Source organism: Candidatus Avedoeria danica (assembly GCA_016703025.1).
Classification (GTDB): Bacteria; Chloroflexota; Anaerolineae; order Epilineales; family Epilineaceae; genus Avedoeria; species Avedoeria danica.
Genome location: JADJCV010000004.1, coordinates 1,513,866 through 1,526,831, shown reverse-complemented (window position 1 = coordinate 1,526,831; position 12,966 = coordinate 1,513,866). Strand labels below are relative to the sequence as shown.

The window sequence follows — 12,966 nt, the reverse complement described above, 5'->3', positions numbered from 1 at the left end:
CGTCGACCTCACACGAGCCAGAGGAGCCACGCGGCCAACGCCGCCGCCCCGAGGACGATCCCGAGCCCGTACGTCCGCACGTACCCCGTCTGCCAGCGCCGCGAGCCCTGCCCGAGCGCCACCGCCCCGCGCCCGACGGCGTTCACCGCCGCGTCGACGACGCCGTCGTCCACGCGGTGCCACAGGAAATCGGCGATGCGCGTGAACGGGCGGACGATCGCCCAGGCATACAGCTCGTCGACGTAGAACTTGCCGCGCAGTGTGCGGTACACGCCCGCCATCGACGTCGCCCACCGCGCCGGGTCGAGGAGGGGCGTGCCGGGGCGGTACATCGCCCAGGCCAGGGCGAGGCCGCCAAGGGCGACGGCCGACGCGATAAGGGCGAGCGTGAGCGCGCTCGGCCCCGCTTCGTGCGCCGAGTCGACGACGTGCCCGGCGACGCTCAGGACGGGACCGAGCGCCTCGGCCAGCGGGCCGCTGAGCCAAGGTAGCCCGCCGACGATGCTCAGGACGGCCAGGACGACGAGCGGCACGGTCATCGTGCGCGGCGAATCGGCGGCGTGGGCGGCGCCGGAGGAGCGCGGGCGGCCGAAGAGGGCGAGGAGGAGCAGGCGGCCGGTGTAGAACGCGGTCAGGCCGGCGGTGACGAGGCCGAGCGCGAAGAGCACGAGCCAGATCGGTCCCCCTTCGCCCGCGCGACCGATGACGTGGTGCAGGATCTCGTCCTTGCTCCAGAAGCCGGCCAGCGGGAAGACGCCCGCGAGCGCCAAGCCGCCGATGACGAACGTCCAGCCGGTGACGGGCGCTTTGCGGAGCAGGCCGCCCATGTGGCGGAGGTCTTGTTCGGGGGGGATGCCGTCGAGGGCGGCGGGCGGACCGGGGGGAAATGCGGCGCCGTCGTGATCGTCGTCGGACGACGCGACGTCGTGGCCGCTGCCGTGTGCTTCACCTGACGACGCCGCGCTGTGGCCGCCGTCCTGCCCGTGATGGAACCCGTGCTCCATCGCATGCATCAAGCTGCCTGCCCCAAGGAACAGGAGCGCCTTGAAGAAGGCGTGCGTCATCAGGTGGAACACGCCCGAGGCGTATGCGCCCGCGCCGACGCCGAGGAACATGTAGCCCAGCTGGCTGACGGTGGAGTACGCCAACACGCGCTTGATGTCGGACTGGACAAGGGCGATGAGCGCCGCGCCGAAAGCGGTCACGGCGCCGACGACTGCGACGGCGACGAGGACGGACGGCGCGTGGTCGAAGATCACGTGCGCGCGGGCCATCATGTAGATGCCGGCTGTCACCATCGTGGCGGCGTGGATGAGCGCGGAGACGGGCGTCGGGCCGGCCATGGCGTCCGGGAGCCAGACGTAGAGCGGGACCTGGGCGCTCTTGCCGGTGGCGCCGATGAGGAGGAGGGCGGCGATGAGCGTGGCGACGCCGCCGCCGAGGACGAGCGGGTCGGCGGCCCGCGGCAGGACGTCGGCGAAGGCGAGCGAGCCGAACGTCGTGAAGATCAGCATCATGGCGACGAGGAACGCGACGTCGCCGATCCGGTTGACGATGAAGGCCTTGCGGCCGGCCGAGGCGTTGGCGGGATCCTTGTGCCAGAAGCCGATGAGGAGGTAGCTGCATGCGCCGACGAGCTCCCAGCCGACGAACAGCACGAGGAAGTTCGCGCCGAGGACGAGGGTGAGCATGCTGAAGGCAAACAGGTTCAGGTAGGCGAAGTAGCGCGGCCGGTCCGCGTCGTGGGCCATGTAGCCGATGGAGTAGAGGTGGATGAGGAAGCCGACGCCGGTGACGATGAGGATCATCAGGAGGCTGAGCGCGTCGAGCTGGAGGGCGACGTCGACGACGTAGCCGAGCGGGCGCTCGGGCAGGCCGGCGGCCGTGTCCATGCGTTCCGGGTCGGGCATGAGCGTCGTTTCGGCGAGCAGGCGATCGCCGTTCAGCGGCGCGTCCGGGCCGATCGGCAGGAGGTCGACGCGTGCGACCCGGCCGATCGCCTGTTCGGGCGTGAACATCCGGTGCGACGTGGCGAACAGCTCGAGGTCGTGCGTGATGCGGGCCTGCGGCAGGCGGATCGTCGTCACGGCGTCCGCGGGGACGGGCTCGCCGGCGCGGACGGGGCGGGTGACGACGGTGAGGTCGTATTGGGGGGCGACGGTCATCCATGTCCAGAGGGTGGTGCGATACACCGCTGCGCTTGGGTCGATGCCGTGTCCGAATTCAACTTCGAGCCTGTCTCCTTGAACGGTGGACATCTTGGTCGTCACGCGCTCGGGCCAGAGCAGGCTCGGCGTAGCCTGCAGCGCGATGGCAACGGCCACGGCGAATGCTGCCCCGATGAACGTTGTCGCCAGCACCCCCGACCACCGTCCACCCAGCCGCCGCCCGAAGAAGACGAGCGTGACGAAGCCGATCAGCGGCAGCGCCGGGACCCAGGGGAGGAGCGTTTCGATCGACATGGATTCGCCTCGTGTGGGACGAGCTGGGCGTTCGCGCGCTACCCGCGCAGGCTGCTGACGTCGTCGACGTCGCTGCTGCCGAGCGAGCGGTGGAGGGCGACGACGAGCGCCAGGCCGACGGCGACCTCGGCGGCGGCGATGGTCAGGCTGAAGAAGACGAAGATCTGGCCGTCCAGTTGGAGCATCGCGCGCGAGATGGCCACGAGCGTGATGTTCACGGCGTTCAGCATGAGCTCGACGGACATCAGCACGATGATGATGTTGCGGCGCAGCAGCACGCCCGCCGCACCGATCGTGAACAGGAGGGCGGCCAGCATGAGCGGCTGGGCGGGCGGGAGGACGGCGGCGAGCGGGATCATGCGCGGGGGCTCGGGACGTCGGTTGCGTCGGCGGCGATGGCCGCGCCGTCGGCCTTCTCGTTCCTCGGACGCCGCTGGAAGTGGGCGATGACGACCGCGCCGATCATCGCCACCAGGAGCACGAGGCTGACGACCTCGAACGGCAGGACCCACTGCGTGTAGAGCGCGTCGCCCATCGCCGCCGGGCTGCCGAACCCGGGTGGGACGACGGCGGTGCCGCCGTCCGGCGCGGCCGGGACGCCGAAGGCGGCCACGCGGACGAGGGCGACGCCGAGGACGGCGAGCGCGGCGAAGGCGAGCCAGCGCTGGCCGGTGATCGGCTCGTCGAGGAGCGCTTCCTGGCGGCCGAGGAGCATCACGACGAACAGGACGAGGACCATGATCGCGCCGGCGTAGACGATCAGCTGGGCAGCGGCCAGGAACGGGGCGCTCAGCAGGAGGTAGAGCACGGCGGTCAGGCCGAAGTGCGCGACCATGAACAGCGCGCTGTGGACGACGTTCTTCGCCAGGATCATCCCGACCGCGGTGACGATGGCCAGCGCGCCGACGATGAGGAAGGCCGGGTCGAGGCCGCTCACTCGCCGGCTCCCGCGGACGGGCCGGCGGTGATCGCGACGGCGGCCGGATCGACGATGGACGCCGCCCGCTTCACTTCCAGCGGCGTCTTGAAGTAGTCCATCCCACCCATCCGGAACGGAATGTCGCGGCCCCGCGTGTCCTGTGGTGTCACGGGCGTACCCGGTGCGGTCGGGACGAGGAGCATCGACTTCGTGTAGAGCATCTCGCGGCGGTCGTACGCGGCCAGCTCGTACTCGTGCTCGAGGACGATCGCATCCACCGGGCAGGCCTCCTCGCAGAAGCCGCAGAAGATGCAGCGCAGCATGTTGATCTCGTAGACCGCGGCATAGCGCTCGCCCGGCGAATAGCGCTCCTCGTCCCGGTTCTCGGCCGGTACGACGAGGATCGCGTCCGCCGGGCAGGCCGCCGAGCAAAGGCTGCAGCCGATGCAGCGCTCGAGCCCGTTGTCATAGCGCTTCAGCTCGTGGCGGCCGCGGAAGCGGTCGGAAACCGGCCGCTTCACCTCGGGATAGGCGATCGTGACCGGCTTCTTGAACATCGTCCCGAACGTGACGCCCATGCCGCGGGCGAGGTGCATCAGGTTGTCGAACATCGTCGCCTCCTATCGCGCCATGAACGCGACGACGACGGCGGTCAGGGCCAGGTTTGCCAGCGAGATGGGCAACAGGACCTTCCAGCCGAACGCCATCAGGCGGTCGTAACGCAGGCGGGGGATCGTGGCGCGGATCCAGATGAAGACGAAGAGGGCGACGAACACCTTGGCCAGGAAGACGCCGATGTCGACGAACCACGGCAGGTTGCCGGTGAAGCGCTCGACGAACGGAAGGTGGTGGCCGCCGAGGAAGAGCGTGGCCGCCAGGCCGCTGACGGTGATCATGTTGATGTACTCGGCCATGAAGAACAGCGCGAACCGCATGCCGGTGTACTCGGTGTGGTAGCCGGCGACGAGTTCCTGCTCGGCTTCCGGGAAGTCGAACGGCGCGCGGTTCGTCTCGGCGATGGCGGTGATGGCATAGATGCCGAACGCCACCGGCTGGAGGACGATCAGCGGCAGGCCCTTGGCCACCTGCCAGTCGACGATGTCGTTCATCGACAGCGAGCCGACGACGAGGACGACGCTGACGAGCGCGACGCCCATCGCCAGCTCGTAGCTCACCATCTGCGCCGCGCTGCGCAGGCCGCCGATCAGCGCGAACTTGTTGTTCGACGCCCAGCCGGCCAGCACGAGGCCGTACACCGCCAGGCTCGTGATCCCGAGGACGTAGAGCAGCGCGACGTTGAAGTCCGCCAGCTGGAAGCGGATCTCGCGCGCCTGCCCGCCGAGTGTCACGGTCACGGGATCGGCCACCGGCATCACGGCGAAGGCCATGATCGCCACGACCATGCTGACGATCGGGGCCAGGAAGTAGACGAAGCGGTCGACGCCGACGGGCGTGATGTTCTCCTTGAAGATCAGCTTCACCCCGTCCGCCGCCGGCTGGAGCAGCCCGAGCGGCCCGGCGCGGTTCGGGCCGAGGCGCTGCTGCATCCGGGCGATCACCTTGCGCTCGAGGAACGTCGTGTAGGCGAAGCCGGTCAAGAGGAATGCGACGATGACGAGGCACTTGACGGCGACGATGGCGAGATCGATGGCGTCCATCACGCGGGTCCCGGGGGAGCGAGGGCGGTGGTCGCCGTGGGCAACGTCGAAGCCAACGCCTCGTCGGCGTTGCCAGGGGCGATCGACTCGACGCGCACCCGCCCCGCCCGCCCGCCGCCGACGGCCGCGCGGACCGCGACGCCGAGGCTCTCCGGCGCCAGCGCCGTGCCCGGCGTCACGCCGTCCTGCACGACGACCTCGGCCTCGAACGTTCCGCCCGCACCCGTCACCCGCACGCGCCCGCCCTCGACGAGGCCACGCTGGAGGGCGTCGAATGGGCTGAACGCGACGTGGGGGCGCGGGACGAGGGGGTGGAGAACGGTGGACGAGGCGACGAGGCGACCGGTGTCGAACAGGATCGTGGTCGGGATCAGGACGAGGTCGCCGTCCGACGCGCGGTCGAGGGCGTCGGCGGCGAAGGCGTCAACGGGAACGTCGGCAGCGACGGCCTCATGCTCCGCCGTGTCACCTTCGACGAACGCCGCCTCGGCCGGCGTGAGCCAAGCCGCGCCGATGCCGTGTCGGTTCTCGTAGCGCGTGCCGATGTAGCTCACCGCGCGCGCCTCGGTCAGCGGGGCGAACGGCAGGAAGACGTCCTTGGGGGCCGTTCGCGACGAAGGCCCGAGCGCGGCGTAGCTGAGGCCGGCGTAGGCGGGCACGGCGCGCGCAATTTCGTCGAACACGTCGGACGGCGTGCCGAACGCCTCGGCGTCGCCGTAGCGTGCCGCCAGATCGCGCAGCACCTTCCAGTCGGCGCGGGCATGCCCGACCGGGTCGACGGCGGCGTACGTGCGCTGGACGCGGCGCAGGAAGGACGTGAACGTGCCGTCGCGCTCCGCCGCCGACTGGGCGGGCAGGACGATGTCGGCCTGCTCGGCCGTCGGGGTCAAATAGAGGTCCTGGACGATCAGCGTTCGGACGCCGTTCGCGTGCACGTCGAGCGTCGGGTCGTCGCCGACGGGGTCCGTGCCGAGCACGTACAGCGCCCGGACGCCCCCGGCCAGCATCGCCCGTGCGTCCAGACCGGGCTCGGCGGACGGCAGCGACGGCCAGACGGCGGCGAGCCGTTCGCGCGCCGCCGCGTCGTCGACGCGCGCGTGGCCGGGCAGGCGGTCGGGGGCAAGGCCCATGTCCGCCGCACCTTGGCTGTTCGCGTGCCGCCCGACGGCCACCAACCCGGCGCCGGCGCGGCCGTGCCGGCCGGTGGCGGCGGCGTACGCGGCCATCAGCGGCACGAGGCCGGCATCGACGGCCGACTGGCCGTAGACCCACAGGACGGTGTCGGCCGCGGCGAGGGCCTTGCCGGCCTGTGCCACGGCGTCGGGATCGACCGGGTGGACGCCGTGCACGGCGGCGGGGCCGTGATCGGCCAAGCGATCGGCGAGCGACTTGGCCGCGGCGCTTGGCGCGGCGGCGCCCTCGACGGGTTCGTGCGCCGCCTCGAGGGCGGCGCGGACGAGCGCGGCCAGCAGCGTCGCTTCGGCGCCCGGCACGGCGCGCAGGTGGGCCGCGTGGCGGTCGAGCTTCTGCGGCGCGGTCGACAGCGTGACGAGCGCCGCGCCTTGGCGGCGGGCTTTGTTCAGGCTGAGGAACAGCACCGGCGCCTCGGCCTCGGCGTCCAGGCCGACGACGACGATCGCGTGGCCGGCGCCCAGCGCGTGGACGATCGTGTCGGCGCCGGCGCCGAAGCGGTGCACGCTGTCGTCGGCGATCACCTTGGGGCGATGGTCGACGTTGTTCGTGCCGACGACGGCGCGCAGGAAGCGGCCGAAGGCGTAGGCGTCCTCGTTCGCGAGCGTCGCGCCGGCCACGCCGCCGATGGCCGCGGGGCCATCGGCCGCGGCCGCGAGCTTGAGCGCTTCGGCGGCACGGGTGAGGGCATCGTCCCACGTCGTCGCGACGAGCCGGCCGTTGGCGTCGCGCACGAGCGGGTCCGTCAGGCGGCCGTCGGGCGTCGTGAAGCCGTGGCCGAAGCGGCCCTTGTCGCACAGCCAGATCTCGTTGACGGCGTCGTGCTCGCGGGGCATGACGCGCAGGACCTGGCCATGGCGGGTGTCGTAGCTGACGTTGCAGCCGACGGCGCAGTGCGGGCAGATGGCCGGGCGGCTCTCGAGCTCCCAGACGCGGGACTCGAACCGGAAGTCGGCCGTCGTGAGCGCACCGACGGGGCAGACGTCCGTCGTGTTGCCGCTGAAGACCGAGTCCAGCGGCGGATCGGAGAAGCTGACGATCTCCATCCCGCGGCCGCGGTTCTCGAACCCGAGGACCTGGTCGTCGGCGATCTCGTCCTCGAAGCGGATGCAGCGGGCGCACAGGACGCAGCGCTCGCGGTCGAGGGCGACGAGCGGGCCGATGGGCACGGGCTTGGGGTAATGGAACTTCTCGCCCCAGACGAAGCGGCTCGTGCCGGGGCCGTAGCGCATCGTCAGGTTCTGGAGCGGGCACTCGCCGCCCTTGTCGCACACCGGGCAGTCCAGCGGGTGGCTGGTGAGCAGGAACTCGAGCACGGCCTCGCGCGCTTCCGTGACGGCCGACGTCTCGGTCCGGACGTGCATGCCCTCGCTGACGACGGTCGTGCAGCCGGCCATGAGCTTCGGGAAGTACTTGATGACGGGCGCCCCCGCGTCGTCGACGAGCGGCGCCTTCGTGGCCGGATCGACGCCCGGCGTGCCGACCTCGACCAAGCACATCCGGCACATGCCGACCGGCACGAGCTTGGGGTGGTGGCAGAAGATCGGGATCTCGACGCCGACCGCGTGCGCCGCGTCGACGACGTTCGTGCCGGCGCCAACGGCGGCCGGGCGGCCGTCGATCACGACGTGGACGAGCTTGGGGGCGGAACCGTTCGTGGCCATGGCCGCTTGTGCGTGGCCGGGACGCGGGCGCCGGCGCGGTCGATGGGGCGTGAGGGCGTGGCCCGGGGAGCGGGCGGACGGGCGCTATTGTATACGGAATGGGGGGGGAGGCACGTTGGGGGCGGGGTTGTCCCGTTCTCGGTCGAGTGGTCGGCGGCCTACGCCCCCGCCCCGGCCGGAGCCGTGCGCCGCGGAGGCGTTACGACGATCCCTGCTCCCCCGCCTGAAAGTCAACGTCGGCCGCTTCGACCACGGACGCCGTACGCCCAGGACCGTCCTGCCACGTCCAGTACATGTTCGTGTGGGCGATGACCTTGTCGGGCGGGGGCATCCCGTACTCCGACAGGTCCTCCGTGGTATGCGCGTCGGCAACCAGGAGCGTGTCGTAGCCGCGTGTGAACGCCCCGTGCAGGGTCGCCCGTATGCAGGCATCCGTCTGCGCACCGGCAACGACGAGCCGCCCGACATGCAGCCGGTTCAGCTCGGACTCCAGTTTCGTGTCCTCGAAGGCGTCGCCGTACCGCTTGCCCACCAGCGGCTCGGAACCCTGCCGCTGCAGCTCAGGCACGTACTGCCAACCGTCGCTGCCCTCCGGCATGTTGTCGTCGGCGTGCTGCACCCAGATCACCGGCACCCGCAGGCCGCGGGCTCGTTCGATCAGGGTGCGGATGTTCTCGATCACCTCGTCGCGGCGATAGGCGTTGGCCACGACCTCGTTCTGCACGTCCACGACCAGCAGGGCGGTGTCGGGACGGTCGGGCAGGGTGGTCATGATCGTCTCCATGGCTCAGGGCCTCGGCTGCTGTCGTCAGGATCGGAAGGACGATGCTCGCTGATCACTCCGTCCGGACGCGAAGTCTAGCCGCTGCTGCACCCGGGTCAATCGTCCCTAGAGCGATCGAGGCGCCGGCCAACGGCGCACCGCTCACGCAAGCCGCTCCAGCGCCCGCACCGTCCGCTCGCTCTCGACGTTGCCCGTATTGAGCGTCGTGTTCCGCTCGATCAGCACGACCTCGCACTCCTCGGTGAGCGCCGCGGGGCAGTGCTCGACGCCGCGCGGCACGATGATGAACTCGCCCGGCTCGACAATCTCGTCGCGGTCGCGGAAGCGCATGCGCATGCGCCCCTTGTGGACGAGGAAGAGTTCGTCCTCATCGTCGTGGTGGTGCCACTGGAACTCGCCCTTGAACTTGGCGAGCTTGATCTGCATGTCGTTGATGTCGCCGGCGATCTTCGGGTTCCAGGGGTCGGAGAAGCGGGCGAAGGCGGCGGATAGGTTGACTTTGCGGGTCATCTCCAGGCTCCTTGCTCCTTGCGAGGCTTGCCGGTCGCAGGCCCGGCGCGCGCGTGCGGCGATGTCGCTCCGGCCCAGCCACACACGCTACGACCCGCTGCGAACCTGTTCGACGATCTGCACGATGGCCGCAACAGCGGCCGCCGGCTGGTCCAACTCGACGTTGTGGCCGCTCGTATCCGCAATCAACTGCCGGCTGTTGGACGATAGGTCGAGCAGCTCGGTCTGCCACCGGTCCCAGTCCGCTTCGCGATCCAAGCCGCGCGACAGGACGATCAGCGGTACGGCACCGAGGCTCGTGATGGCGCCCGCCCGAGCAAAACTCTCGGGCAATCCCATGCCTTCATCCAGCGTCGTCTGCACCGAGCGCGGCGTGACCGAGAAGGCCGTGTAGGCGTTCGCCACCGCCGGTGACACGCCGGACGCCGCTGGCGACCCGGAGATCAGTCGCAGCACGCCGATCCGCGCCGGCAGCGTGAGGATCGACAGCTTGCTCGGGGGCGCGGCCGCCAGCGGCGGCGCCCCCGGAACGGCCGGCTTGGCCTGGCTCGGGCTCATCGAGTCGACCAACACCACCCCGGCCACGTCCGCCGGATAGGCATGGGCAAATGTCCGCATCGTCAGGCCGCCCATCGAGTGCCCAACGAGCACGAATGGACCCTCCACACCGGCGCGTTGCAGCAGGATGTGCAGCTCGCGGGAGAAGTGCTCCGCCGTTCGCGGCAGCGGACCTGGCTCGCTCCAGCCCATGCCGGCGCGATCATAGGTGCAGACCTGCGTGGTCTTGGCCACATCCGGCTGCACCCAGCTGCTCCAGGACGCAGACCAGCCGCCCCACCCGGCGTCGATCACGACGGTCGGACTGCCCGTGCCCAGGCAGTGGATGTGGAGACGGTGCCCGCCGACGTCGACCATCCGGCCGGGCGGCGGATACGCCTGTAGGTCGGCGGCCTCGGCGGACGACTCGTAGATCGCGCCGGCCGTCCCGAGGACGACGACGAGTCCCACGGCCGCGGCCAAGCCCCGGCCGATCCAGCGCAGGACGCGCCGGCGCTTGGGCAAGGCGCGGGATGATGGGTGCGGCGTTCCGTTCACGTTCGACAATTTGCATTCCTCGCGTCTGCGTGCGCAGCCAAAAGCGTCAACCAGATGGGGCGACTACGCGCGGCCGCGCTCCCTCTCGCCGTCGTCAAGCGCTTCATGCGCGGGATCCACTCCGTCTGCACGTCGAGCACGAGCACCGGCACGCCGACGCCTACGGCGAGCCGATCATCGCCCCTGCCCCCAACCAAGGCAGCGCAATCCGCGCGTCCGCCGGCGGCAGCGGCGACCAGTCGATGGGCGGTTCGAACACCCACACCCCGGCGGTGCCGTTCGAAACGTAGACGCGCCCATCGCTCACCGCTACGGCGCCGCTCAGGTCCGGCAGCGAACCCACGACGCGCGGCGCCGTCGGACGGCGGACGTCGATGATGGTGATGTGCGCGTGGTTCGTGGCGCCCCCCCAGCCGACCGAGGCGAACACATAGCCGCCGTGCTCGATCAGCTCGTTCGCCGTGTTGGAGATCGGAAGCTGGGCGATGACTCGCGGGCGCAACGGGTCGCGCACACTCACGACGAACATCTGCGACCGGCCGATTCCGGGCCACGACGGGGCTTCGAGCACCTGGGTGACGTACGCGATGTCGCCGGCGACCGCGACACGAAGGTTTTTCGCCTCGCCCTTGCACGGGCTCACGTCGAGGTGGCTGATGCGTCGCGCCGGGCCGCTGGCGTCCGGCACGTCCCAGAGGGCGAGGCGGTTGCTCGTGCAGGCGGTGGCGCTCGGCGGATAGGTGCCCACGGACAGGAACCGGCCGCCGACCGTCGCGCCGTCGAGGAGCCGGACGTCGAGCGGCAGCGCCGTCTCGGATCCACCCGACGGCCCCGCGGCGGGGGAGAACGTGAGCGGCGGCTGGTCGCCCGCGCCGAAGTACCGGCCGTGCACGATCCACGTCGCATCGGGCGCGACGGCGATGCGGGCGAACCGTCCGTCACTGTACGTGGCCTGCCGGCGCGGCGCCCGCGGATCGGTCAGGTCGATGACGTCAAGCCGATCCAAGGTGGGATCGGGTACACCCGCGCGCCACCCATCCCGCCCGGACGCCGCGATGCCGCCGGCTACTTGGAGGACATCGCGCGACGCGCCGTCGACGTAGCGGCCGATGACCGACGGATCGTACGGTCGCTCCAGGTCGAGCACCGTGATCCCGCCCCGCCGGCCGGATGCGTAGAGCAGGCCATCGGGTCGATCCCGGCGCATCGCGAGCATCGTGACGATGCCGAGCGTGCGAATCGAGCCGACCCTGGCGGCAGAGCTCGCCTCCGGCGTCAGCGCCTGGGTGTCGACGATGCCGATGTCGCCGCTCATCTCGGCCACGAGGACGTATCGACCGCTCATCGCCGCGGCGCACGGCGAGGTGGGAATCAGGTAGGACGACCGTTGTCCGCCCACCTCCGAAGTCACGTCGACGGCGCTCACCTTGTAGTAACCCGTCGTCTCCCGCGTGACGAGGAACGGCACGCCCGCTTCGTCGATCAGCAGGGTCGGACGAATCGACGTCGCCGCGTAGATGTCGCCGTCCCATTCGGCCGCGGCCGGCCAACGCCGGATCTCGCGCGGGGCGTCGGGCTGGGCGATGTCCAGGGCGACGACGCCCCCCTCCTTGCCGTAACCGTAGAGGGTCGTCCCGCGGTCGGCGCCCGGACCCGTGCCCAGGTGGTACCACGATGGGTCGAGGATCATCGCCGCCGGTCTCAAATGACCGGGAACGGCGAGATCGAACAGGTGCAGGCGGAAGACGGGACGTCCCGGTTGCCCGGGCGCAGGCCACTCGACGGCGGTCGCGGCCAACACGTCGCCGACCCGCTTGATGTCGTACACATCGCCTGGTGCCGGAACCATGTTGTCGTCGACGATGCGCGGCGCGCTCAGGTCGTGGACGTCGATCGCGACCAGCCGGCGGCGGGACTGGACCGGCTCAACCGGATCGTTGATCGACACGTGACCGACGAACGCCATGCCGTCGGCGACCACCGTCTGTCCGCCGATCCCATATCTGTCCAGCGCGATGCTGGCGACGGCACGCGGCGCGGTCGGGTCCGACAGGTCAAGCGTGACGAGTACCTCAGGGTCCTGGCTCGAGTGAGATCGGATCAGCGCCACCCCTGTCGTCCCGTCCACCGCCAAAGCGGTCACGATTTCGTCGAGCATCGCCGACCGCCCGACCATCTTCGGTGCGGACGGATCGTGCATGTCAATCGCGATCACGTGCGGGCCTTGAGCGGCCCAGACCAGCTGGCGTTGTTCATCGACGGCCATGTCGTTCACGGTGCCGCCGAGAGAGTCGACGGGCGCGACGGTCCATGGCTCGTCGGTGGCGGCCGATGCGTCGGCGGAGTGGGTCGAGTGCATCGCATGGGTCGCTCCTGCCGCACCGGCGGCAGGCTGGCCGGGGGCGGCGGGCGCCGCGAAGACGATGGCGCCGGCGAGCCCGGCGGCGCAGATGGCGGTGATGGGCGCGACGACGTTCGGGCGCCGGAACACGCGGTGGCGGCATCGGATCATGTGCGTGGACTCCTCGATGTAGTGGCGGTTGTTCGGCCGTGCGGCGTTCGATCCTCGACCCGGCTTGCGTGCGGAGCAGGCGCCGCGTGGACGGGCGGCCTGCCGTGCGTCAGCAAGGATAGCGTCCCGTCCTTTCACGTCCAGCCGTTGTGCGAAGCGCGGACACTCTAT

Annotated in this window: 10 protein-coding genes; all 10 read right to left on the bottom strand. The window is 70.7% G+C overall.

The features are described from left to right. Positions 1 to 8: 8 nt before the first annotated feature. Positions 9 to 2,462: an NADH-quinone oxidoreductase subunit L gene (locus IPG72_09530; GenBank protein MBK6769227.1), complete on the bottom strand. Its 2,454-nt coding sequence runs from the start codon at positions 2,460 to 2,462 to the stop codon at positions 9 to 11. 38 nt (positions 2,463 to 2,500) lie between these two features. Further along, a complete protein-coding gene (gene nuoK, locus IPG72_09525) occupies positions 2,501 to 2,821 on the bottom strand; it encodes an NADH-quinone oxidoreductase subunit NuoK (protein ID MBK6769226.1) in 321 nt (106 codons plus the stop codon). Next, entirely contained in the window at positions 2,818 to 3,336 is a 519-nt protein-coding gene (locus IPG72_09520; protein MBK6769225.1) for an NADH-quinone oxidoreductase subunit J, read from the bottom strand. Before IPG72_09520 ends, nuoK begins: the two co-directional genes overlap by 4 nt. A gap of 59 nt (positions 3,337 to 3,395) precedes the next feature. After that, positions 3,396 to 3,977, bottom strand: a complete 582-nt coding sequence (gene nuoI, locus IPG72_09515; GenBank protein ID MBK6769224.1) for an NADH-quinone oxidoreductase subunit NuoI — start codon at positions 3,975 to 3,977, stop codon at positions 3,396 to 3,398. Between the two features lie 24 nt (positions 3,978 to 4,001). Further along, on the bottom strand, positions 4,002 to 5,039 hold the full coding sequence (gene nuoH, locus IPG72_09510; protein ID MBK6769223.1) for an NADH-quinone oxidoreductase subunit NuoH: 1,038 nt from the start codon (positions 5,037 to 5,039) through the stop codon (positions 4,002 to 4,004). After that, positions 5,039 to 7,894 (bottom strand): NADH-quinone oxidoreductase subunit NuoG, encoded by a 2,856-nt coding sequence (gene nuoG / locus IPG72_09505; protein MBK6769222.1) that lies wholly within the window; start codon positions 7,892 to 7,894, stop codon positions 5,039 to 5,041. Before nuoG ends, nuoH begins: the two co-directional genes overlap by 1 nt. A gap of 199 nt (positions 7,895 to 8,093) precedes the next feature. After that, positions 8,094 to 8,666 (bottom strand): isochorismatase family protein, encoded by a 573-nt coding sequence (locus IPG72_09500; protein MBK6769221.1) that lies wholly within the window; start codon positions 8,664 to 8,666, stop codon positions 8,094 to 8,096. 153 nt (positions 8,667 to 8,819) lie between these two features. Beyond that, complete coding sequence (locus IPG72_09495; GenBank protein ID MBK6769220.1) at positions 8,820 to 9,188, bottom strand: cupin domain-containing protein; 369 nt, start codon at positions 9,186 to 9,188, stop codon at positions 8,820 to 8,822. An 87-nt stretch (positions 9,189 to 9,275) separates the two neighbouring features. Then, a complete protein-coding gene (locus IPG72_09490; protein MBK6769219.1) occupies positions 9,276 to 10,250 on the bottom strand; it encodes an alpha/beta hydrolase in 975 nt (324 codons plus the stop codon). A gap of 193 nt (positions 10,251 to 10,443) precedes the next feature. Then, positions 10,444 to 12,795 (bottom strand): hypothetical protein, encoded by a 2,352-nt coding sequence (locus tag IPG72_09485; GenBank protein MBK6769218.1) that lies wholly within the window; start codon positions 12,793 to 12,795, stop codon positions 10,444 to 10,446. Positions 12,796 to 12,966: the final 171 nt, after the last annotated feature.

What these genes read in the sequence shown, in the direction of transcription:
- IPG72_09530 (MBK6769227.1), bottom strand. Translation starts at nt 2,462, where the DNA reads ATGTCGATCGAAACGCTCCTCCCCTGGGTCCCGGCGCTGCCGCTGATC.
- nuoK (MBK6769226.1), bottom strand. Translation starts at nt 2,821, where the DNA reads ATGATCCCGCTCGCCGCCGTCCTCCCGCCCGCCCAGCCGCTCATGCTG.
- IPG72_09520 (MBK6769225.1), bottom strand. Translation starts at nt 3,336, where the DNA reads ATGATCCTGGCGAAGAACGTCGTCCACAGCGCGCTGTTCATGGTCGCG.
- nuoI (MBK6769224.1), bottom strand. Translation starts at nt 3,977, where the DNA reads ATGCACCTCGCCCGCGGCATGGGCGTCACGTTCGGGACGATGTTCAAG.
- nuoH (MBK6769223.1), bottom strand. Translation starts at nt 5,039, where the DNA reads ATGGACGCCATCGATCTCGCCATCGTCGCCGTCAAGTGCCTCGTCATC.
- nuoG (MBK6769222.1), bottom strand. Translation starts at nt 7,894, where the DNA reads ATGGCCACGAACGGTTCCGCCCCCAAGCTCGTCCACGTCGTGATCGAC.
- IPG72_09500 (MBK6769221.1), bottom strand. Translation starts at nt 8,666, where the DNA reads ATGACCACCCTGCCCGACCGTCCCGACACCGCCCTGCTGGTCGTGGAC.
- IPG72_09495 (MBK6769220.1), bottom strand. Translation starts at nt 9,188, where the DNA reads ATGACCCGCAAAGTCAACCTATCCGCCGCCTTCGCCCGCTTCTCCGAC.
- IPG72_09485 (MBK6769218.1), bottom strand. Translation starts at nt 12,795, where the DNA reads ATGATCCGATGCCGCCACCGCGTGTTCCGGCGCCCGAACGTCGTCGCG.